Here is a 20,125-nt window from a genome sequence, read left to right on the forward strand (position 1 = left end):
CTACAATGAACGTACAAATATTATTATTATTTCTGCTTGGATTCTGATATCCGTTGTGTATGGTTATTTTTTGTATTTTGACAAAAAAATATATTTTAATAATGAGGGTGTGAAATTCCACTCATTACTAAAGAAAAAATTCATCAGGTGGGATGAAGTTCAAGAAGTTGGTATCGTGTATTATTCTCCTGTTGCAGGTCATGCAACTGCAAATCTCTTGTGCATCTCTACTCAAGAGGGTGTAACAGGGAGGAAAATGGTTGTTTTAGAAGAGTGTGGTATATATATGAATTACAGGGAATCCCTTATTCCGATACTAAGAAAATATTGGAAAGGCGAGATTATTAGCTAATATAAAGAAAACACAAAACGACTAGTTCTCGTTTTGTGTTTTCTTTGTACGCCCAGCATGGGCGTCATCTCTAGGGTGAAAGTCCCGAACGGGGGTAGCAAGCGCCTAACGTTAGCCAAGGGCAAAGGTGTCCAACGCGAGGTGGAATCTGAAGGAAGCCGGAGGCAAAAGCACGGCTTGAGGTACACGAATCCATTGGAGGCGATTGCAGCCGGATGAGTCACCAAAACATAACGAAATCCTAAGCTGCCAAGGGCTGCAGCCGTAAACTTGGGCAGGCGCGGGCGGAAAGATGGTACTTTCTTAGAACTTGTAACGCTGTTTTGGAGAATAACTGACCAAATAGGTTAGAGTATAAAGGTAATAGTTGGTCCAAATATAGACTGGAAGTTAAGCTGTGTTTGTACGTAGGCATGAGTAATCATTTCGTGTTGCCTGGGGTCTGTCAATAATTTTGTGTAAACTCTTTTAAGCATAGATTCCCCCGAGGGGGAAGTCGCAATTTTAACGCAAGTGTTGACCGACCCGATCAGGGAAAAAGACCGAAAGCTGGAGCAGCATTTGCCCCCAGTTTTGGACTCGTCCTGTCCATTTTCGAGTGACATCGACGGTGGCCAGATAGAGCATTTTAAGCAGAGCTTCATCGGTAGGAAAGATGCTCTTTCCCTTTGTTACTTTACGAAGCTGACGGTGGTAACTCTCAATCATATTGGTGGTGTAGATGAGTTTTCGGATCTCGGGCGGGTACTTGAAAAAGGTGGCGAGCTCCTCCCAATTCGTCCGCCAAGAACGGATAATTAGAGGATACTTCGCTCCCCAAACTTCTTCGAAACGGTCGAGTTCAAGAAGTGCTCCTTCCTCTGTAGCCGCTTTGTAAATGGGCTTTAAATCGGCAGTCACCTTCTTAATATCCTTATACGAAACGTACCGGGTTGAACTACGAATTTGGTGAATAATGCACTTCTGGATTTCGGTTTGGGGATAGCAGGCTGCAATCGCTTGAGAGAACCCGGACAGGTTATCTACGCAAATTATGAGGATGTCTTGAACACCACGATTCTTAAGCTCATTCAGCACGCTCAGCCAGAACTTGGAGGATTCGTTCTCACCGATCCACATACCTAGCACATCTTTGTTTCCGTCCAGATCAATGCCAATCACCATGTAGGCGGCTTTGTTGATAATGGCCCCGTCTTGCTTAAACTTGAAGTGGATTGCATCCAGATAGACGACCGCATAGACGCCTTGTAGAGGCCGATTTTGCCACTCTTTAATAAGAGGTACAATCTTGTTCGTGACATTGGAAATGAGCGTAGGGGAAACCTCAATGCCATACATTTGTCCCAGGTGATCCTGGATTTCTCTGGTGCTGATCCCTTTGGCATATAGGGCGATAATTTGCTCTTCGATGCCGGTTACGTTCGATTGATGTTTCTTGACTACCAGGGGCTCAAACTCACCCAAGCGGTCCCGGGGGATGGCAATTTCCTGTTCACCGTACTCACTAACTACCGTTTTACGACTCTTTCCGTTCCGACTGTTTGGCGTGAGTTTCGCCTTCACTTCATGCTTTCCATAGCCCAAGTGGGTGTCCATTTCGGCTTCCAGCATCTCCTGAATCGTCTCTGCAAATAAATCCTTTAACGCATTCTGTGCATCTTGCGCCGTTACCAGATTATTCTCTTTAATGAATTCCCAAAGTTGCTGTTTTGACCAAAGTCCCATGTGCTCTCCCCAACCTTTCTCTTACTTCCATTTTAATGGGTTTGAGAGTTTACACAATATATTTTACAGACTCCAATTAAATTGACCAAAGATTTAAACGTACACCCCCTGTTCGAAACGTAACATTTTATTTTAATAAATATATACTGATTTCCCTCGGTTTATGGAGTACTCCACCTCATTGACTCACTCACCTCCGAACACTTCCGGATGAGTTAAAATGATCAGACATCCTTAAAAACACCTGTATGAGGGACTCTGATTAACAGAATAGATTAGCCGTATAGAAAATACTTAGTCCCTAAGCGGCGATAGAACGAATGCTACGCACTCAGAAGTCACTCAAGATGGTCGAATCCTCTTAAATGTTAACTTCCGACTGTATAGGTATTAAAGGCGTAAATTACCTGGTTTAAATCGTCTGTAACATTTCAATTTACTAAACCGAACTATGGACGAAGCGAAGCGGAGTCTCCGAGCGCAGCGAGGAAGAGCAGTACCAAACGTTCCTCCCATTTGCGTTTAGATGGACACGATACCTATCTAAGGTGCTGCAGGAGGCGTTTGCATACGTAGGTAAGGAAAACGTCCGTACTTTCAATAACGCTTGTATTTGCCCTATTACAATCCGCTGTATACATTTAAGCCCCCGCAAAAGCTCTACCTCCAAACATCTCCCAAATTAACCGTAACAAATCCGTCAAAAAATACTCTTCAACCCATGGCATACACACGGAGTACACTCTTCTCCCCCTGCTTTATTTATGGCAAAGGCTACCCCAAAGGGGCAAAAAGATCAAATTAACAATATTGAAAGGAACTTAAAAGCTGTAAATAATGAAAAACATCTTGATGCATATGAAAAGGAATTAAAGGATGGCTTTTTATATGATGAAAGTGGAAATGTAAAATTGAATCCTGCAACAGGAAAACCGTGGAATCATATTCGAGAAGTTGAGCAATCAGAAGCCAAGATTGAAAAAATGATAGAAAAGCTGAAAAATGCTCAAAAAAGCAAACCATTTATCGAGAATACATCGGAAGTAACAAAAAAGGCAGTTCAAGATGCAATCAACAAAGGGCAAAAATTTCTAGACGAAGTTAAGAAAATAAGAAATTCGGTCAATCCATAGGAGAGTGATATTATGAATGAAAGTTTAAGTGAACTTACAATTGATAATATTTTAAGATTAGAAGGCTTTACTAAGGATTATAAGGTTGACGAAGATGTACCGCTTTCTGTTTGGTATGACAGCATTCTGAAGACAAAGCTAAAATACTTAAATCATGGAGACATAGCAAAGTTAATTAGACAAACGATGCATCTTGCATACGTTTTTCCAGAAGCATTGAATAGGTTAAGAATAGACCCACTTGCTGGTTATTTAGGGGACGGAGAAATATTGGAAGCAATTGCGCAAGTTAACGAGCATGAATGGGATGAAAATACTGTTGTTTGTAGCTTGCTCAGTTCATTTGTAGAGGAATTCTTACGTTTAATAAAAAACAATGAACTTAATTTCCCGGAAGATAAAGAGAGATATTCTGATCAAGAACGAGAAGAATACTACCAATTACTGTTGAAAATAAAAACCACACTTCAAAGATCTTAAAAGTAGTCTTTTTGAATTATTGAACCACATGTGATTAATACTCCATGTGGTTTTTTCTTGTAATAAACATTTGACATTCTGGATATCTCAAAAGTACGGGCAAAACGCACACGCAGGTGAACTTTGATTTTAACGGACAGGTAATCACCGAGGAACAACTAAGCGGCGGCAGTGTGGTGAAGCAGGCAACATCGTACGGGGCGACCGGGTACTGGTGAAGAAGGATAAATCGGCAGGCAAGGATTATTACTACCTCTATAATGGGGATGGCGATGTGGTACAGATAGTGGACGTGGGGCTGTGGTGAACAGCTACGCCTACGATGTATGGGGCAACATCACAAGCGAGACGGAACAAACTTCCAACTCGTTCAAGTACGCGGGTGAGTTCTATGACAAAGAAACTGGACTGTACTATCTGCGTGCACGGTACTATGATCCAAGTATGGGGCGGTTTTTAAATGAGGATACGTATGAAGGACAGGTTGATAATCCGCTGAGTTTGAACTTGTATACGTATGTTCATAACAATCCGTTGATTTATTCAGACCCAAGTGGTCACATGATGACTCGAGGGGCTGACAGTATTGGTTCAGATGGTGGCTCAAGTGGTGCCGGTTTGGAGTTCGTACATTTCTCTGATATGAATCAGATTGAGCTAACCCAGATCATGGGAGACGAAAGGTATTCCAGCGGTGTAAGAGCTGCAGCCGCAGCGGAGTTTGTAAAAAGAAATTTCATGCTTGTGGAAAATGGCGCTGTTAAAGCTGCTTCAGGTGTTAAAGCGTTAATTAATAGTGCAAAAAAAGCATTGAAAGCAGAGGATGTTGTTAAGGCGACGAGTAAAACTGGAACTGTATGGGATAGCATCAAAGCCACTCAATCTGCTTATGAGGGGACATCAATTCCGAAATCATTTAATATTAAAGTCGGTGACCAAGATTTTTAGGTCAATCCGAATGGTACAAAACATATGCTTGAGTATATAACAAGCGGAGGAAAGAATATTGGAACAACAACCTCTTCAGTTAGTAGTCAATCGAGGGTACTTGGGAATTTATGCTTTCAGCCCCACGAGAACCCGGGTTAAATGTTGTTGTGAAGCATGCTAGGTATAACCCTTAAAAATAAATTGTTAATTGGAGGAAAATATGGATTTACTCAGATTATGTGAGATAGCAGAGAGTAGAGGATGTCAAATTGAGATAGACTATTATGTTCCTTTTAGTGCCCAAATTGGAGATTGTTATGATTTAGTAAATGAAAATATTGTGTACTGGAGAACGGGGGATATAGAAAGTTCATTAATAGAGTTTGGGATAGGTTCTAATACAGGAGTACTGAAAAAAGTGACGTTAACAGCAGTTGGAAATGCGGTATTGAGTGATGTAATCATAAAAAATAATAAGATAGAGGATGGTACTCCTGTTTTTGATAATAGTATTATTCCTCAAAAAGGGATATATGATTATATTAAAGATTTTCAAGTATTCTTGGGTAAAAGTACAATTACAGCTATTATTGGGAAAATAGATGAATGCAATCAGATAGTTAGGCTTGGCAGAATGAATATTGGGTTCGATTATGAGAAGTATGTAACTCATGTTTCCATTAATAATTTAACAATAGAGGAACATAAGGAATTGAAGGAATCATTGAAATTATAGGATCGTAATGCTGTTAGAAGAAAATTAAGTACTAGGTTGAGAAAATATATTAATAGACTAACTGCTCTCCAACAGCGCTAAAACCTAGCGGGGGGACGTAGTGTTTGATTAAAAACTTATTCTCGATTTTCTAACCACACGGGAGCGCCCCGTGTGGTTTTTCTTCTGCCTCATGGCACATGTCACCCTATTGGAAATATATAGTTGCAATATACAGTTGGAATGTATATAGTATGACTATACAGTTGAACTATATAATATCTTGCCACAAGTACAGTTTGATATCCAAAGGAGAAGAGATATGGGGAGAGACAAATATCTGCCGCTTACGGAAACGGTCTATTATATCCTGCTCGCCCTGCATGAGCCGGCACACGGGTATTTGATCCTGCAAAAGGTTGAAGAGCTTAGTGGAGGACAGGTAAGAATGGCTGCGGGCACGCTATATGGTGCGATTGAGAATCTGATTAAGCTTAGGTTCATTGAACCTGTCGGCACGGTAGATAACCGGCGTAAGGTCTATGTGATTACAGAAGAAGGGCGGGCGGTCATGTGCCGGGACTATGAACGGATGAATCACATGATGGAGATCACGCGAAGAATTTGGAACTCAGACGGGAGGGAACCTTATGCGGAAATGTAAGTGTTTTACGAATTTAGACCATGAAGAGAAATGGCTGAATGATATGGCCGGGCGGGGCTGGCGATTTGTCGGGAAATCGTTGTTCAGCTACGAATTTCATGAAGCCGAACCGGAGGTTGGCCGAATAAAGATTGATTACCGTGCTTTTGTCAAGAAAGAGGATTTCGAGGATTATCGTGCCCTCTTCGAGGACAGCGGCTGGAAGCACATCCAGGGTTCGAAAAGTTCGGGATATCAGTATTTTAAGATGGTGAATGATCAGGGGAGCGAGGATATTTTTTCGGATGCCGATTCCAAAGCCGGGCGGTATAAACGTTTGTCAGAGATGTGGTTCTCGATTTCCTTGTCTTTTTTTCCGATTATTGTAGCGCTGATGTCAACAGGTACTCTCAAGCCGGCGGCTCTGCTCGATCCCGAAGCCCTCTATTTGACCCCTGGATTATGGGAAAAGACTGGAGTTGGGTTTTGGCGGGCCTTTCTGTTCGAAACGCCGTTTGCACTTCTTCGGGGATTGAGCGCTTGGCTCCTGCCCCTGGTGATTATGCTCTATCTGATCTTCGCCTTTAAGGCGAACCGGCAATATAAGCGATCTCAGGGAGAGGGCCTGTCCGATTAACGAGTGGGGTTATGCTGCATACCCGCTAAAAATATATTTCATTGAAATTACAGCTTATGGAAAAAACACTTGACACAGATATGATAAAATTAGTGGAATGGCGTTTTTATGCACATTGTATAGCTTATTGTTATCGGAGGAAAGACATGTACCAGTACAACGACCGGGAATTTGTGGATGTCCGTTTTGACGGGCATGATTTACGTTATGGCGAGCTGATCCGCTGCACATTTACTAACTGCACCTTCATGAACACCTCATTGGAAGAAATCGATACCACCCATTGCCGTTTTATCGAATGTGATTTTAAAGGCGCAGCCCTGAATGCTTCGATCCACACCGAATCTGCATTCGAAAATTGTAAATTCAGCGGTGCGAATCTCTTTGTAAGCAAGTTCATCTCCTGCAAAATGACCGGTTCTGATTTCGCGGGCGCTCAGATGGATGGCATTACACTAAGCGGGGGAGACTGGTCCTACACCAATCTGAGGTATACCAAGCTTGGCAAACAGGATTTGCGGGGCATCCGTTTTTTTGAAGCGGATCTGTCGGAGAGTGATTTGGCCAAGGCTGACCTGAGAGACTGTGATCTGACAAGAGCCATGCTGGGCAAAGCCATCCTGACCGGGGCTGATCTGCGAGGAGCCAAGCTGGAAGGTGTGGATATGAAAGCGCTGATGGTGAAAGGAGTGCGGATGGACAGGGAGCAAGCCGTTGTGTTCCTGCGTTCCTATGGTGCGAAGGTGGATTAAGTTCAGCAAAGCGTATGAAAAGTCAGCAATCGGATAGGATGTACACAGAGCGGAGGCCATGGTGGTCTCCGCTTATTCGTGTGCCGTGAATGGCTCAAGTTGTATTTCTACAAATCCCTTTTATTGAAAAAAACATAAGTCACGGCGACAAGCACCACAATGAGCGCTGCCGACAGAAGCACGAAGACGACATCCAATCCTCCGCCATACATCACATTTTTGGCTTCAAAATACTTAAACGGTGTGATGTATTTCAGGCTTGCAAGCCTGTCGTTCAAGTCGATCGCAATCGACAATACAAAGGTGAGCAAAAGAATTCCTGTGGCAAGGGATGCGGCGGCCTTGGATTTTTTTTGCACGGCTGCAGTTGCCGTTCCGATAGACATGAACAGGAGCTGTAGAATCAACATGGCAAGCATGGTCATGGTGATATCCCCTGCAACGGACTCCCCCTTGCTGTACTTTCCTACCATAAGAAGAGAAGCCCATAAAGTAACCAGATTAAATAGGATGATATTGACTAAGGCTGCCAATAATTTGGAGGTGATGATGTGATGTCTGGAAACCGGCTTAACAAATAGAAATTCCGAGGTTTTATCCCGCTCTTCCTTAGAGATGATATTCGCCCCCAGCATGGCGGCATGAATCGTGGCCATCAATAGCAAATAGACGAATAACATTCCGTAATATCCGCTGGCTGTATTCAGATCCAGGTTACCAATTCCTAATATCGCCTGCAGTGATTTGGGCATGTCGGCCATCATCTGGCCCATGGACTGTCCGGAGGCGGATAACCCTGCGTATTTACCCATGCCGGAGGCTACCATGAGGAACACACCGATGCTCCAGAAGATTAAAGATTTCCGGTACGATTTCATTTCTCTCCAAAATATATTCACAAATGATCCCCCCTTTTACACCGCATGAATATCTTTTTTGGCATACACGTAGTAGCTGGCTGAGATGGCAATCCCAATAATAACGGCCCCGGTGATTACATAGGAGATCTCGTATCCTGAATGTTGTAAGATTTCGGACGGATCAAAATATTTAAAGGGCGACAGGTAGCGCAGGCTGGCATCCCCGGTGGTTGCTCCGATCATCCCGATAAAGTAAAAAGAAAAGACTGTAGCCAGTGAAACCGTCAGCACCGATTTGATCTTGCGGATCATGACCGACATCACGATTCCGATGGCCAGAAAGAGCAGCTGAACCCACAAGATGCTTAAGCTGAGCAGGAGAAACATCTTCACGCTATAATCCTCCACCTTCACCTGTGAAGCCATCCCATAGGCCGCCGCTCCATAAATAATATTGGTAATGACTAAGGACACGAATGCGGCCATCAGCTTCGCCGTAATAACCGTTGTACGTGTAACCGGCTTGGTTAGCAGGAAATCTGCTGTTTTCTCCCGGACTTCTTTAGATACAATCGAAGTGCCCAGATTCATAGCCTGGATGGCTCCCACCAGAACGATGAACGTCAACGAATACGTATAGAAGCCCATAAGCGTAAAGAGATTGTTCAAATCGAGCCCGATTGCTTTTCTTAATGATTCGGGATAGCCTTCAAGCAGCTTCGTGAATTCCCCGGCATCTTTGTGGAAAGAAGGGAAGAGGGACATGAACAGCACCATGATTGCGATTAAAGAAAGTAACCAGATGATCGTGGATTTCCGGTAAGCCTTCAGTTCGTGCAGGAAAATATTCATCAGTGCTCTATTCCTCCTTTACATAGTAGTGCATAAAGATCTCCTCCAGATCCGGCTCCTCGATCCATACATTGGTGATGTCCGTTTCTGCTATTTTTTGGAGCACCCCATTGAGGTTGCCCCGGAACAGAAAGTGAACCAGATGATCCTTAACCTCTAATTGACTGACGCCCGGCAGATTGAAGTACTCCTTATCGAGTGCTGTTTTCGTATGGATTTTGAATTTTTTATAGTTATTTTCCTGTAAGGTGCTGATCTTTTCGACCGTAACGATAGCTCCTTCTTTGATGATGGCAACACGGTTGCAGAGCCTTTGAACTTCACTGAGAATATGGGATGAGAATAAAACCGTTGCGCCTTTTTGGTTCTCCGTTTCCAGCAGTTCAAAGAATTTCTGCTGCATAAGCGGGTCCAGGCCGCTGGTGGGCTCATCCAGGATGATCAGCTTGGGCTCGTGGAGCAGCCCTTGGACAATCCCTACCTTCTTTTTGTTGCCGAGCGACAAATCATCGATTTTCTTCGTTAAGTCAAGGTCCATGATTTCCGCCAATTCCTTGATTCTTTTCGTACAGTCCTTTTTGTAGAAGCTGGCCGAATACTTCAAGAGATCGAACACCTTCATATTGTCATAATAAAAGACTTCCGAAGGCAGATACCCGATTTCCTTTTTGATCTCAGGAGCGAATTCAATGCAATCCTTGCCAAAAATCTTGGCGTTGCCGCTAGTCGGGTAAATCAGGGACAGCAAGGTCCGGATCGTAGTCGATTTTCCCGCACCATTAGGCCCGATGAATCCGAATATCTCCCCCTCTTCTACATTAAAGCTGATATCCGTGATGCCTCTGGACTTACCGTACGTTTTGGTCAGATGATTAATTTCAATCACATTCATGGCAGAACCTCCCGGAACTATTGATAAAAAGAATGTCTAAGCATCTCACTATAGACGTCGAGCTCGGCAATGATATCCTCTAGCTGAATTTGACCCACAGGTACCGTAGCCGTCTGCGCCTGCAATCGGTAGGCGAGCCCTTCCATAGTCCAATAGATAATGTTTACCGCCTTTTCGATATCGATTCCCTCTTTGAACGGGGTGAGGTCAATATCACCGAACAAATCTTTATAGCCCTTATTCAAAAACTCTTTTTTCCGGTTCTCTAAATCGGGCTTCACCTCACTGGAATCCTCAGGATACACTCTCTTTATGAATTCAAAGGCATTCGGGTATTTCTGAAATAATCCGAATTTAAGGATTGCCACATTCCTGTATTTGATAAAAATATCACGCTGCTCCCAATCGATGTGTGCGTGTATTTCCTCCATCAGCATTTCTATAAAATAATCAAACAAAAATAAGTACAGGTCCTTCTTATTATTAAAATAATGGAACAGCAGACCTTTGGAGATTCCCGCCTGCTTCACGATTTCATTGGTGGAGGCATTCTGGTACCCTTTAAGCGCGAATTCTTGTAAGGCGGCATTTATGATGCGGTCCTGCTTATCCTTACTTAGATTTAGAAACTTGGAGAACAATGGTATCACCTCCAGGGGTACTACATTAGTTATATGTATCGATCATGACCATAATATTGACCACATCGGTCAAAGTAAGCATATTCCTTTTGACTGGTGTGGTCAATATGGATATTTATAGCGGTTTCCCTAACGGCTTAGATAATGCCAATTGATGCGCGAAGCTGAAATCATGTATATTGTAAACTATATCGTGAGCTGTATTTCCAGCAATCTACATCATTCGGAGGCGAGTCACATTGGTTCTTAAATGCCAGGAGGTTATGTCTTTCCGCACACTGAAGCAATTAAGACTGGTCGCGGGCGAGACGGGTTTGGACCGGGTGGTTACCTGGCCGTATATTGTGCAGACCAACTCAGTGAAAATGTGGATTTTTGGCGGGGAGTTGCTATTTTTTGGCGGACTGGGATTAAAATGCGATATGGATAGCCTCGTTGAGCTGCTCAAGGAAGCCGCCGAAAAAAATGCTTCAGGTATTATTTTTCTGGCGAATGACGAGATGACTTCCGAAGTGATTCAGTCCCTGAAGCCGTATGCGGACGATTTGCGGATGCCAGTGTTCGAGCTTCCCCGCGAATCCATTATCGTTGAAATCACCAAAGAGATTTCCAGTAAAATATTAGAAGAGGAGAGCAGGACTTCTATCACTGAACATTTGCTTGAGCGGCTGTGCTTCGGGGATACGGAGTCCGTTCACGAATGGGTGAGCAAGGCGGGATACTACGGCATCGACTTGAATATTCCCTATCAGGTGGCTGTCCTTTACATTGATAATTTGAGCGGATATTTGAACCGGATGAATATGGAATGGGATCATTCGTTCAGCAAATTCATCTCTTTCTACAGGCAGGTCGTTGTGAGCATAGTGAAGCGTTATGATGACAGCCTGCTGACGATGTACAGCAATAACGTGGTCTATCTGGCCCAACAGACGGGACCGGAGCAGGATCAGATGCGTTTTGTGCAGAAGCTCCAGTGGATTAGCGAGAGCATTAACACCTACTTTAAAGGGATCGATGTCTATGCCTGCCTCGGGGGAGCTTATCCGTACTCCGCGCTTAAGAACAGCTATCTAGAAGCAGAGCGGAGTATGGAGATCACATGCAGGCAGAATGACAAGAACCGGGTCTCACTCTACGAGGATCTTGGGGTCTATCAGCTGTTTTTCTCATTGAAGGAGGAAGAGCTGCGGCGTTTTTGCAGCAGGTGGATCGGCAGCCTGGTTGAATATGACCATAAGAATGGAACGGAGCTGTTCAGAACGCTGGATATTTTTTTCACAAACAAGATGAATCTGATCGACAGTGCAGCCGAACTCTATATTCACCGGAATACCCTCAACATCCGGCTGAACCGGATTGAAAAAATCATCGGCAAAAGCCTCAAGGATACCGACACTCTTCATAGCCTGCTCTTTGGCGTTCTGATCAAAAACTATCTTGACCGGAAAACGGCATAGTCTAATTAAGGATACCGCTTTTGACTCTAAAAGCGGTTTTTTTGCATGGATTGCATGTCATATAAGATAACATTTTGTATGAAGTAGGATTTTTATTTTTTTGTTACTTCAATGGGTTTTTGATTCAAAACTGCACTGAAACCTTGCGATGTAGGCATTTTGCACATGTCGAAGCCGGAATGATGTGGCGGAGAGCACATTACAAATCTAAAAATCTTATGTTACTATTAGTGACATTAAATAACTTCTACACAGAAAAAAGGCTAAAAGATGACATGGGTAGTGCAATTTCATATCAAGGGGGAAAAAGGATGAAACAAGGGAAATGGACTTTTTTTACAGCTCTGGCCATGGTAATGATGCTCATGGTGACAGCCTGCGGCCCCGAATCCGCCAGTGATTCTACTGTTGATGACACGCAGACTGCCACCATTAATATCGAATCCGAGCCCCCGCAGTTGAATTCCCTGCAGACCACCGATGTTGTCTCGATGAACGTGCTGAGACATGTGCAGGAAGGCTTGACGAAGCTTGACAAGGACAACAAGCCCATTCCCGGAATAGCGGAGAAGTGGGAGGTTTCGGATGATAATCTGATCTACACCTTTCATTTAAGGGATGCCAAGTGGTCTGACGGCACTGCAGTGAAAGCGGCTGATTTTGAATTTGGGTGGAAGACCATTCTGAGCAAGGATTATGGTGCGCCTTACGCTTATCTGCTGTTTCCAATCAAAGGAGCCGCTGAATATAATGGCGGCAGCGGAGGCGCAGATGGACTTGGTATTAAGGTGGTGGATGACACAACACTTCAGGTGACGTTAACCCAGCCGACCGCCTACTTCCCGTTCCTTGTATCTTCGGCCCCATACCTGCCGGTCAATGAAGCTTTCTACAACAAGCAGGCCAAGGATACTTACGGTACCGATGCGGACAAGCTGATCTACAACGGACCGTGGAAAATCGAAGGCTGGGAGCATAACAGCCAGATTACACTGGTCAAGAATGCAGATTATTATGATGCGGCCAACATCAAGCTGGACAAGGTCAATATGAAGATCGTGGGTGAACCTGCCACGGCCTACAATATGTTCGTATCCGGCGAATTGGATTCTGTGACGCTCAGGGGTGGTGACCAGATTGCCCAGGCCAAAACAGCGGGTTATGACGTGCTGACGAAGTCGGACGGAGCGACTGCATATTTTGTATACAATCTCGAGAATAGCATTTTGAAAAATAAAAATATCCGCACCGCGCTAACTCTTTCTATTGACCGGAAATCGCTGATCGACAATGTACTGAAGGACACTTCGGTTCCGGCGCTCAGCTTCACCAACCCCGACGTAGCCGGAGAAAACGGCAGCTTCAAGGATGCAGTAGGTGATCTGATCAAGGATAATGATGCAGCTGACGCAAAGACATTTTTGGAGCAAGGCCTTAAGGAGCTTGGCCTCTCTGCTGCCCCTGAGCTGACCCTGCTGGTCGATGACCGGGGCGATACCAAGCTGAAGGCAGCAGCCTATCAGGAATTCTGGAAAAAGAACCTTGGACTGAGTGTCAAGGTAGAGACGATGCCATACAAGGCCATGTTGTCCAAGCTGCATGCGAAGGATTTTCAGATCGCCATCGGCATGTGGGGGCCGGACTATAATGATCCGATGACTTTCCTGGATATGTTCACCACAGGCAACGGCAATAATAATTCTTTATATGCAGACAGCGGGTACGACGAGTTGATCCATACAGCGGCTGTCGAGCTGGATGCCTCCAAGCGCTTTGACCTGCTGAAGCAGGCGGAGACGAAACTGATGCAGGATCTTCCGATCGGTCCGATCTACTTCCAGAACCAGTCGTATGTGGTGCAGCCCAAGCTTAAAGGGGTTGTACGCAGCGCCTTTCAGGACATCAATCTCTATTCGGCATATATCGAGAAGCAATAGGGATACGGGGTGATTAAGATTGCTTAGATATGTATTCAAAAGGCTTGGCTTTGCGGTTTTAACGCTCTGGGTACTAATCACGCTGACGTTTATTCTTATGCATCTGCTACCGGGTGACCCGTTTGTTGGTTCCAAGGCGATCTCGGACAGTACCAAAAGCGCACTTTATGCCAAATACGGCCTGGATCAGCCGCTGCTCATCCAATATCTCAAGTATCTGGGTAACGCTCTTCAAGGGGACTTCGGCGATTCCATGATCTATACCGGCAAATCCGTCAGCACCATTTTGTTCGAAGCCTTCCCGTTCTCCTTCGATCTGGGCATCCGGGCGCTGCTGTTCGCGGTCATCACGGGCATGCTGCTGGGAATCGTTGCCGCCCTGAACAGAGGGAAGGTCTGGGACACTCTATCCATGGTGATTGCCGCCATTGGCATCTCGGTTCCAAGCTTTATACTCGGGACGCTGCTGCAGTACTTCGTGGCGCTGAAGCTTTCGGGATTCACCAGCGAGGTGTTAGGGTTCAGACTGCTGCCGATTGGCGGCTGGTCTTCCGAAGCCCATAAGATTTTGCCTTCCTTTGTTCTGGGTCTGAGCGCGCTTGCGGTTATAGCCAGAATGATGCGGAGCAGTTTGCTGGATGTGGCGAACCAGGACTATATCAAGACAGCCAAGGCGAGGGGGCTCTCACAACGGCAGCTTGTTGTCCGGCATATGCTGAGGAATGCCGTGATGCCGGTAATGACGGTGCTGGGTCCCCTCACGGCATCAGTCCTGACTGGAGCTTTTGTCGTCGAGAATATCTTTAACATTCCTGGTATGGGCAAATATTTCGTGAGCAGTGTCCAGACCAACGACTATACGATGATTGCAGGAACAACGTTGTTTCTGGGAGTCTTTTTGATCGGTGCGAATCTTCTGGTGGACCTGTCTTACCCCCTGGTTGACCCAAATATCAGACTATTTAAATCGAAAGTGTGAGGATATGGAGTACAAAGCGGATTTGTTTGAGAGAGTTGGCCCCATGGAAGAGGTGCCATCCGGCATAGCACGGCAGGCGCCAGGCTACTGGAAAGATATATTCGGAAGGCTGCGCAAAAGCAAGGTCGGCATGGCCTGTCTCTTCATCCTGCTGCTGCTTGTCAGCGGGGCAGTATTGATTCCCATGCTGAGTCAGTTCTCTATAGCCGATCAGGATTTGACCCGAACGAATCTGGGTTTGTTGACAGATGGCCATATCTTCGGAACAGACAAGCTGGGCAGGGATGTATTTGTCCGGGTATGGTATGGCACCCGGATCTCCCTGACCATCGCTTTTTCGGCAGTGCTGATTGATCTGGTGGTGGGCTTGATCTATGGAGGCGTGTCCGGGTATTTTGGCGGCAAGCTTGATGAATTGATGATGCGTGTTCTGGATGTGGTTGTGGCTATCCCTTACCTGATCATCGTAATTCTGTTAATGATTGTGCTCCAGCCTGGGGTTACGACGATTATCATCGCCTATGCCACAGTGGGCTGGACAGGAATGGCCCGGCTGGTGAGAGGCCAGGTCATCCAGCTCAAGGAACGGGAGTATGTTCTGGCTTCCAGGCTTCTGGGTGCGGGAGCGTGGAGAATTATACTCCGCGGATTGATTCCCAACACGCTGGGCATTGTCATTGTCAATTTGACCCTGACGATCCCTTCCGCCATCTTTACAGAGGCGTTCCTCAGCTATATCGGTCTGGGCGTGCAGATTCCGCTGGCGAGTCTGGGAACACTGGCTTCCGAAGGGACGGCGAGCTTGCAAACGTACCCTGAACTGTTGTTTGTTCCTGCCCTGTTCCTCTGCATTACGATGCTGACCTTTAATTTGCTGGGCGATACTCTCCGTGACCTGATTGATCCAAAATACAGAGAATAGAGGGATGGCGAATGGAAGATTCACAGCGAACGATTTTATCTGTTAAGGATCTCCGGGTTTCCATGGACACTTATGACGGCGAGCTTCAGGCAGTAAGAGGGGTATCCTTCGAGATTAAGGAAGGTGAAGCTCTGGTGATTGTCGGTGAGTCAGGCTGCGGCAAGAGCGTAACAGCCCAGAGTATACTAAGGCTGAATCCGGAACCTCCTGCACGCATCAAGAGTGGTGAGATCAGCCTGGATGGAATCGACATTATTCAGGCGGATGAGAAGAAGATGCAGCAGATTAGAGGTTCTCTGGCCGGAATGATCTTTCAGGACCCGATGACCTCCCTGAACCCGACAATGACCGTCGGGCGGCAGATTGGCGAGACGCTGGAGATTCATCAGAAGGTTAAAAAGCACGGTCGGCTTCAAATGGCAGTGGACCTGCTGTCCGCCGTCCGTATCCCTGGCGCGGCGGAGCGGGTGAAGCAGTATCCCGGGGCCTTTAGCGGCGGGATGCGGCAGCGGGCGCTCATTGCGGCCGCCATCGCCTGCAAGCCGAAGCTGCTCATTGCCGATGAGCCGACCACCGCACTGGATGTTACCATTCAGGCGCAGATTATTGACCTGCTGCGGAGCATTCAGAAGTCGAACGGAATGTCCATACTCCTCATTACCCATGATCTTGCCGTAGCTGCAAGCATTGCCCAGCGGATCGCTGTAATGTATGCCGGAAAGATTGTGGAGATTGGTTCGGCGCGCGAGATTTTTCATCACCCCAAGCATCCCTATACCTGGGGTCTGATGAACTCCATACCCAGCCCGGATCAGGACCAGAACAGTGAGCTGCAGACGATAGGAGGCACACCGCCGCGTCTGGTCAATCCTTCCCCGGGCTGCGGATTTGCGCCAAGATGCCCTTATGCTATGCGGATTTGCCTGGAGACGGAGCCTGAGCAGCAGGAGGTTGCCGGGGATCATCAATGCGCCTGCTGGCTGCTTCATCCAGGTGCTCCCAAGGTGGAAAGAGCGGCGAAGGAGGGGATCTTGATTGCAGGATGACAAGATATTGGTTCAGGTAAAAGGGCTTAAGAAATACTTCTCTATCGGAGGCGGCAAGCTGCTGAGGGCGGTCAATGATGTGGATCTGGAAATCCGCAGGGGAGAGACACTCTCGCTTGTCGGTGAAAGCGGAAGCGGCAAATCGACACTTGGCAAAGCAATCCTTGGCGTGTATCCTCCGACGGAAGGGACCATTGAATATGCTGGCCAGCCGATTGCCGTTAAAAGCAAAAAGGACCGGCTTGCCTTCTCCAGGCGTGCACAGATGATCTTCCAGGACCCTTATGCTTCGCTCAATCCGCGCAAAACCGTTGCTGTTATTATCGGCGAGGGCCTGGATATCCACGGCCTGTACCGTGGCAGCAAGCGCATGGAACGGGTCCATGAGCTGCTGGATCTGGTGGGGCTGAGGCGCGAATTGGCTGGACGATATCCGCATGAATTCAGCGGGGGCCAGCGGCAGCGCATCGGCATCGCCCGCGCTCTGTCGCTGGAGCCTGAATTCATTGTCAGTGATGAGCCAATCTCCGCACTCGATGTGTCCATTCAGGCCCAGATTGTGAACCTGCTGAAACGGCTGCAGAAGGAGCTGGCGCTGACGCATCTTTTTATTGCCCATGATTTGAACATGGTCCGTTATATCAGCGACCGTGTCGCGGTCATGTATCTGGGGGCTGTTGTGGAAGTGGCTGACAGTAAGACAATCTATGAGAAGCCGCTTCATCCGTATACGCAAGGGCTGATCTCGGCGGTGCCTACTGCCGATCCCGATAAGGCCCAGAGCGTGGAGAAGGACTATCTAAAGGGGGAAATCCCCAGCCCGGCAAGTGTGATTCCCGGCTGTGCATTCTGCAGCCGCTGTCCCAGCGTGATGGAGGTGTGCCATTCCGACAGGCCGAAGCCGGTCGAGGTGGCTGCCGGACATACCGTTGCCTGCCATTTGTATTGAACCCCAACATAGAAGGGATTGATATCCATGCTGTTCGAACAATTGACCCAGCTGTCCGGCTTAAGCGGATATGAGAGTAAGGTACGTGCATTCATTCATGAACAGGTGCTTCCTTATGCAGATGAAATAACGACTGATGCCATTGGTAACCTGATCGTTCTCAAGAAGGGGACCGGAGAGAACAAGAAACGGATTATGGCTGCGGCGCATATGGACGAGGTTGGCTTTCAGGTGATCAAGATTGAGAAGGATGGGCTGATTCGGGTGAAATTCCTGGGCTACTCCCATGTAAGAAGCGCATTTATGTCGAGGGTAGTATTCACCAACGGGACGGTCGGCGTGGTCTGCAGCAGTGTGCCGCCCGACGAGCTGAAGCATTTTACCCAGCTCTATATTGATATTGGACTGTCCAGTGAAGCTGAGGTTAAGCAGCATGTCAACGTCGGCGATAATGCGGTCTACTTGGGCGCATTCACCGAGGTGGGCGGCGGCAATGTGGTGTCCAAGGCGATTGATGACAGAGTTGGCTGCTATATGATGATTGAAGCTCTAAAGGGTCTGGAAGCCTGTTATAATGACGTCTATTTTGTCTTTACGGTGCAGGAGGAGGTTGGCTGCCGGGGGGCTGTCACCTCCGCCGAGCGGATCAAGCCTGATATCGGCCTTGCGGTAGATATTACGCCTGCCCATGACCGGCCCGGAGATTTGACCGGCAGCAATACGGTCGGTGCGGGGGCGGCTATCAAAGTATCGGATACCTCGGTGATCTGCGACGAAGAGCTGGTGGCTACGCTGGTGAAGTGCAGTAAGGAGCATCAGATTCCATATCAGCTTGATGTGATTTATGTCGGCGGCACGGATGCCAGCTCGATCAACCAATCGAGCTTTGGTGTCAAGGCTGCAGGTCTCTCGGTCGTGACCCGTTATCCGCACACCGCGAATACGCTCGTGAATATGGGAGATGTGGAAGCCTCCATCAAGCTGCTGAAGCTGTTCGTCAATGAAGCCTTCAGCTTCTGACCGAGCCCCGCTGTGGAGCAGAAGCTACCTGCTGGTCATGGCTGCCAACTTCGCGGTGCTCACCGCCATCAGCATGCTGATGAGCACGCTGCCGCTATACGCCAAGGATATTGGCGGCAGTAATGCGGTGTCAGGCTTGGTTGTCGGGATTTATGCCTTCTCCTCCTTGCTGTGCCGTCCGTTTATCGGGGTGCTGCTGGATGCGAAGGGACGCCGGGGGGTTCTCCTCGCAGGAGGCTCTATCCTGCTGGTTGTCTTTCTGTCTTATCATCTGGCAGCGTCGATCACAGCATTGCTTGTCATCCGTGTGCTGCAGGGAGCAGGCTTCAGTGCCCACTCTACATCAGCAGGCACTATAATTGCGGATGTGGTTCCACGGAGCAGGCTCACCGAGGGCATCGGGTACTATGGCATAACAGTTACACTGCCCACTGCCTTTGGTCCAACACTGGGGCTCTATCTGATTAAGGAGTATGGATACGGCGTTCTATTCAACAGTGCTTCCACGATTACGGCTATAGGCCTTCTTCTGGCAATGTTCATTAATTATGAGAACAGCGGCACCAGGGCCAGTGACAGAGCTGCTATCCGCAAAGATAATGTTTTCTTTGAGAGATCAGCTCTGCTGCCTGGTCTGGTCATGTTCTGTATCACCCTTGGCCTGGGCGGCATCATTACTTTTCTTCCGCAGTTTGCAGCGGAGAGGGGCATCGATGGAATCGGCAGCTACTTTACAGTCTATGCCTGCGCGCTGCTGGCAAGCAGGTTGTTCTCCGGCAGGCTGGCTGACCGGGCTGGGCTCGCCTGGGTGGTATATCCGGGTGTGGGGCTGCTCACTGTTTCATACGTTATTCTGGCATACGCACCTACTCTCTCTGTCTCCCTGCTCTCGGCAGTGATGTTCGGACTTGGCTTCGGCAGTGTGCAGCCTGCTATGAACGCCGTGGTAATCCGTGGTGTGCAGCCTGAGCGTAAGGGCGCTGCCAGTGCAGTTTTTAACGCAGCTATGGATTCTGGTATGGGCATCGGCTCCATGGTGTGGGGAGTGATGTCACAGTATCTGGGATTTACAAGTGTATACCTTGCCTGCGCGGGATGTGCGGCAATGTCGATCATCATATATCTGAGCCTTCAAGCCGTTTCCCGAAACCAGCCGGGGGAATCCCGGCTTCACCCATCGCACCGGCAGCGGTAAGGGGG

Annotated in this window: 21 protein-coding genes; 16 read left to right on the top strand and 5 right to left on the bottom strand. The window is 47.3% G+C overall.

What is annotated here, in order from left to right; translation table 11 throughout:
* Positions 1–352 (top strand): hypothetical protein (locus A3849_RS33180; protein WP_178382824.1); only part of this gene is annotated, 352 nt, incomplete at its 5' end.
* Between the two features lie 504 nt (positions 353–856).
* Here the strand turns inward: A3849_RS33180 and A3849_RS28005 are convergent.
* Positions 857–2,077, bottom strand: a complete 1,221-nt coding sequence (locus A3849_RS28005) for an IS256 family transposase (RefSeq protein ID WP_074114365.1) — start codon at positions 2,075–2,077, stop codon at positions 857–859.
* A 764-nt stretch (positions 2,078–2,841) separates the two neighbouring features.
* On the opposite strand from A3849_RS28005, the gene A3849_RS28010 reads away from it, so the two are divergent.
* From A3849_RS28010 to A3849_RS28040, 7 genes are all read left to right on the top strand, one after another.
* A complete protein-coding gene (locus A3849_RS28010; protein ID WP_074114366.1) occupies positions 2,842–3,210 on the top strand; it encodes a polymorphic toxin type 28 domain-containing protein in 369 nt (122 codons plus the stop codon).
* 12 nt (positions 3,211–3,222) lie between these two features.
* Positions 3,223–3,690 (top strand): contact-dependent growth inhibition system immunity protein, encoded by a 468-nt coding sequence (locus A3849_RS28015; protein WP_074114367.1) that lies wholly within the window; start codon positions 3,223–3,225, stop codon positions 3,688–3,690.
* A gap of 303 nt (positions 3,691–3,993) precedes the next feature.
* On the top strand, positions 3,994–4,638 hold the full coding sequence (locus tag A3849_RS28020) for an RHS repeat-associated core domain-containing protein (protein ID WP_256701032.1): 645 nt from the start codon (positions 3,994–3,996) through the stop codon (positions 4,636–4,638).
* Positions 4,639–4,840: 202 nt separating this feature from the next.
* A complete protein-coding gene (locus A3849_RS28025; RefSeq protein WP_074114369.1) occupies positions 4,841–5,356 on the top strand; it encodes a hypothetical protein in 516 nt (171 codons plus the stop codon).
* Positions 5,357–5,657: 301 nt separating this feature from the next.
* Complete coding sequence (locus A3849_RS28030) at positions 5,658–5,999, top strand: PadR family transcriptional regulator (protein ID WP_074114370.1); 342 nt, start codon at positions 5,658–5,660, stop codon at positions 5,997–5,999.
* Complete coding sequence (locus tag A3849_RS28035) at positions 5,986–6,615, top strand: DUF2812 domain-containing protein (RefSeq protein WP_074114371.1); 630 nt, start codon at positions 5,986–5,988, stop codon at positions 6,613–6,615. Before A3849_RS28030 ends, A3849_RS28035 begins: the two co-directional genes overlap by 14 nt.
* Before the next feature lie 146 nt (positions 6,616–6,761).
* Positions 6,762–7,367, top strand: coding sequence for a pentapeptide repeat-containing protein (locus A3849_RS28040; RefSeq protein WP_074085474.1), 606 nt, complete (start codon positions 6,762–6,764; stop codon positions 7,365–7,367).
* Between the two features lie 107 nt (positions 7,368–7,474).
* Here A3849_RS28040 and A3849_RS28045 read toward each other — a convergent pair whose 3' ends face one another.
* The 4 genes from A3849_RS28045 to A3849_RS28060 are packed head-to-tail and all read right to left on the bottom strand — an operon-like array spanning position 7,475 to position 10,612.
* Complete coding sequence (locus A3849_RS28045; RefSeq protein WP_074114372.1) at positions 7,475–8,266, bottom strand: ABC transporter permease subunit; 792 nt, start codon at positions 8,264–8,266, stop codon at positions 7,475–7,477.
* Between the two features lie 15 nt (positions 8,267–8,281).
* Entirely contained in the window at positions 8,282–9,079 is a 798-nt protein-coding gene (locus A3849_RS28050; protein ID WP_074114373.1) for an ABC transporter permease, read from the bottom strand.
* A gap of 7 nt (positions 9,080–9,086) precedes the next feature.
* Positions 9,087–9,971, bottom strand: coding sequence for an ABC transporter ATP-binding protein (locus A3849_RS28055; RefSeq protein ID WP_074114374.1), 885 nt, complete (start codon positions 9,969–9,971; stop codon positions 9,087–9,089).
* 17 nt (positions 9,972–9,988) lie between these two features.
* The gene (locus A3849_RS28060) at positions 9,989–10,612 is read right to left on the bottom strand and encodes a TetR/AcrR family transcriptional regulator (protein WP_074114375.1); all 624 of its coding nucleotides are present in this window, start codon (positions 10,610–10,612) and stop codon (positions 9,989–9,991) included.
* Positions 10,613–10,875: 263 nt separating this feature from the next.
* On the opposite strand from A3849_RS28060, the gene A3849_RS28065 reads away from it, so the two are divergent.
* The 8 genes from A3849_RS28065 (at position 10,876) to A3849_RS28100 (ending at position 20,120) form a co-directional block, all read left to right on the top strand.
* A complete protein-coding gene (locus A3849_RS28065; RefSeq protein ID WP_074114376.1) occupies positions 10,876–12,072 on the top strand; it encodes a PucR family transcriptional regulator in 1,197 nt (398 codons plus the stop codon).
* A 311-nt stretch (positions 12,073–12,383) separates the two neighbouring features.
* Positions 12,384–14,009 carry a peptide ABC transporter substrate-binding protein gene (locus tag A3849_RS28070; protein WP_074114377.1) on the top strand — a complete coding sequence of 542 codons (1,626 nt, stop codon included), beginning with the start codon at positions 12,384–12,386 and terminating at the stop codon, positions 14,007–14,009.
* 19 nt (positions 14,010–14,028) lie between these two features.
* Positions 14,029–14,988 (top strand): ABC transporter permease, encoded by a 960-nt coding sequence (locus tag A3849_RS28075; protein WP_074114378.1) that lies wholly within the window; start codon positions 14,029–14,031, stop codon positions 14,986–14,988.
* 22 nt (positions 14,989–15,010) lie between these two features.
* Positions 15,011–15,910: an ABC transporter permease gene (locus tag A3849_RS28080; RefSeq protein WP_218619271.1), complete on the top strand. Its 900-nt coding sequence runs from the start codon at positions 15,011–15,013 to the stop codon at positions 15,908–15,910.
* 11 nt (positions 15,911–15,921) lie between these two features.
* Positions 15,922–16,956, top strand: coding sequence for an ABC transporter ATP-binding protein (locus tag A3849_RS28085; protein WP_074114380.1), 1,035 nt, complete (start codon positions 15,922–15,924; stop codon positions 16,954–16,956).
* Entirely contained in the window at positions 16,946–17,905 is a 960-nt protein-coding gene (locus tag A3849_RS28090) for an ABC transporter ATP-binding protein (RefSeq protein WP_074114381.1), read from the top strand. Before A3849_RS28085 ends, A3849_RS28090 begins: the two co-directional genes overlap by 11 nt.
* A gap of 27 nt (positions 17,906–17,932) precedes the next feature.
* The gene (locus A3849_RS28095; RefSeq protein ID WP_074114382.1) at positions 17,933–18,925 is read left to right on the top strand and encodes a M20/M25/M40 family metallo-hydrolase; all 993 of its coding nucleotides are present in this window, start codon (positions 17,933–17,935) and stop codon (positions 18,923–18,925) included.
* A complete protein-coding gene (locus A3849_RS28100; RefSeq protein WP_074114383.1) occupies positions 18,906–20,120 on the top strand; it encodes an MFS transporter in 1,215 nt (404 codons plus the stop codon). Before A3849_RS28095 ends, A3849_RS28100 begins: the two co-directional genes overlap by 20 nt.
* Positions 20,121–20,125 lie beyond the last annotated feature (5 nt).

It is taken from the genome of Paenibacillus sp. P46E (genome assembly GCF_001909095.1).
Lineage (GTDB): Bacteria > Bacillota > Bacilli > Paenibacillales > Paenibacillaceae > Paenibacillus_AQ > Paenibacillus_AQ helianthi.

Bases quoted from the DNA above. Each gene is read 5' to 3' on its own strand.
- A3849_RS28005 (WP_074114365.1), bottom strand. From the start codon at position 2,077: ATGGGACTTTGGTCAAAACAGCAACTTTGGGAATTCATTAAAGAGAAT.
- A3849_RS28010 (WP_074114366.1), top strand. From the start codon at position 2,842: ATGGCAAAGGCTACCCCAAAGGGGCAAAAAGATCAAATTAACAATATT.
- A3849_RS28015 (WP_074114367.1), top strand. From the start codon at position 3,223: ATGAATGAAAGTTTAAGTGAACTTACAATTGATAATATTTTAAGATTA.
- A3849_RS28025 (WP_074114369.1), top strand. From the start codon at position 4,841: ATGGATTTACTCAGATTATGTGAGATAGCAGAGAGTAGAGGATGTCAA.
- A3849_RS28030 (WP_074114370.1), top strand. From the start codon at position 5,658: ATGGGGAGAGACAAATATCTGCCGCTTACGGAAACGGTCTATTATATC.
- A3849_RS28035 (WP_074114371.1), top strand. From the start codon at position 5,986: ATGCGGAAATGTAAGTGTTTTACGAATTTAGACCATGAAGAGAAATGG.
- A3849_RS28040 (WP_074085474.1), top strand. From the start codon at position 6,762: ATGTACCAGTACAACGACCGGGAATTTGTGGATGTCCGTTTTGACGGG.
- A3849_RS28050 (WP_074114373.1), bottom strand. From the start codon at position 9,079: ATGAATATTTTCCTGCACGAACTGAAGGCTTACCGGAAATCCACGATC.
- A3849_RS28055 (WP_074114374.1), bottom strand. From the start codon at position 9,971: ATGAATGTGATTGAAATTAATCATCTGACCAAAACGTACGGTAAGTCC.
- A3849_RS28065 (WP_074114376.1), top strand. From the start codon at position 10,876: ATGTCTTTCCGCACACTGAAGCAATTAAGACTGGTCGCGGGCGAGACG.
- A3849_RS28070 (WP_074114377.1), top strand. From the start codon at position 12,384: ATGAAACAAGGGAAATGGACTTTTTTTACAGCTCTGGCCATGGTAATG.
- A3849_RS28085 (WP_074114380.1), top strand. From the start codon at position 15,922: ATGGAAGATTCACAGCGAACGATTTTATCTGTTAAGGATCTCCGGGTT.
- A3849_RS28095 (WP_074114382.1), top strand. From the start codon at position 17,933: ATGCTGTTCGAACAATTGACCCAGCTGTCCGGCTTAAGCGGATATGAG.
- A3849_RS28100 (WP_074114383.1), top strand. From the start codon at position 18,906: ATGAAGCCTTCAGCTTCTGACCGAGCCCCGCTGTGGAGCAGAAGCTAC.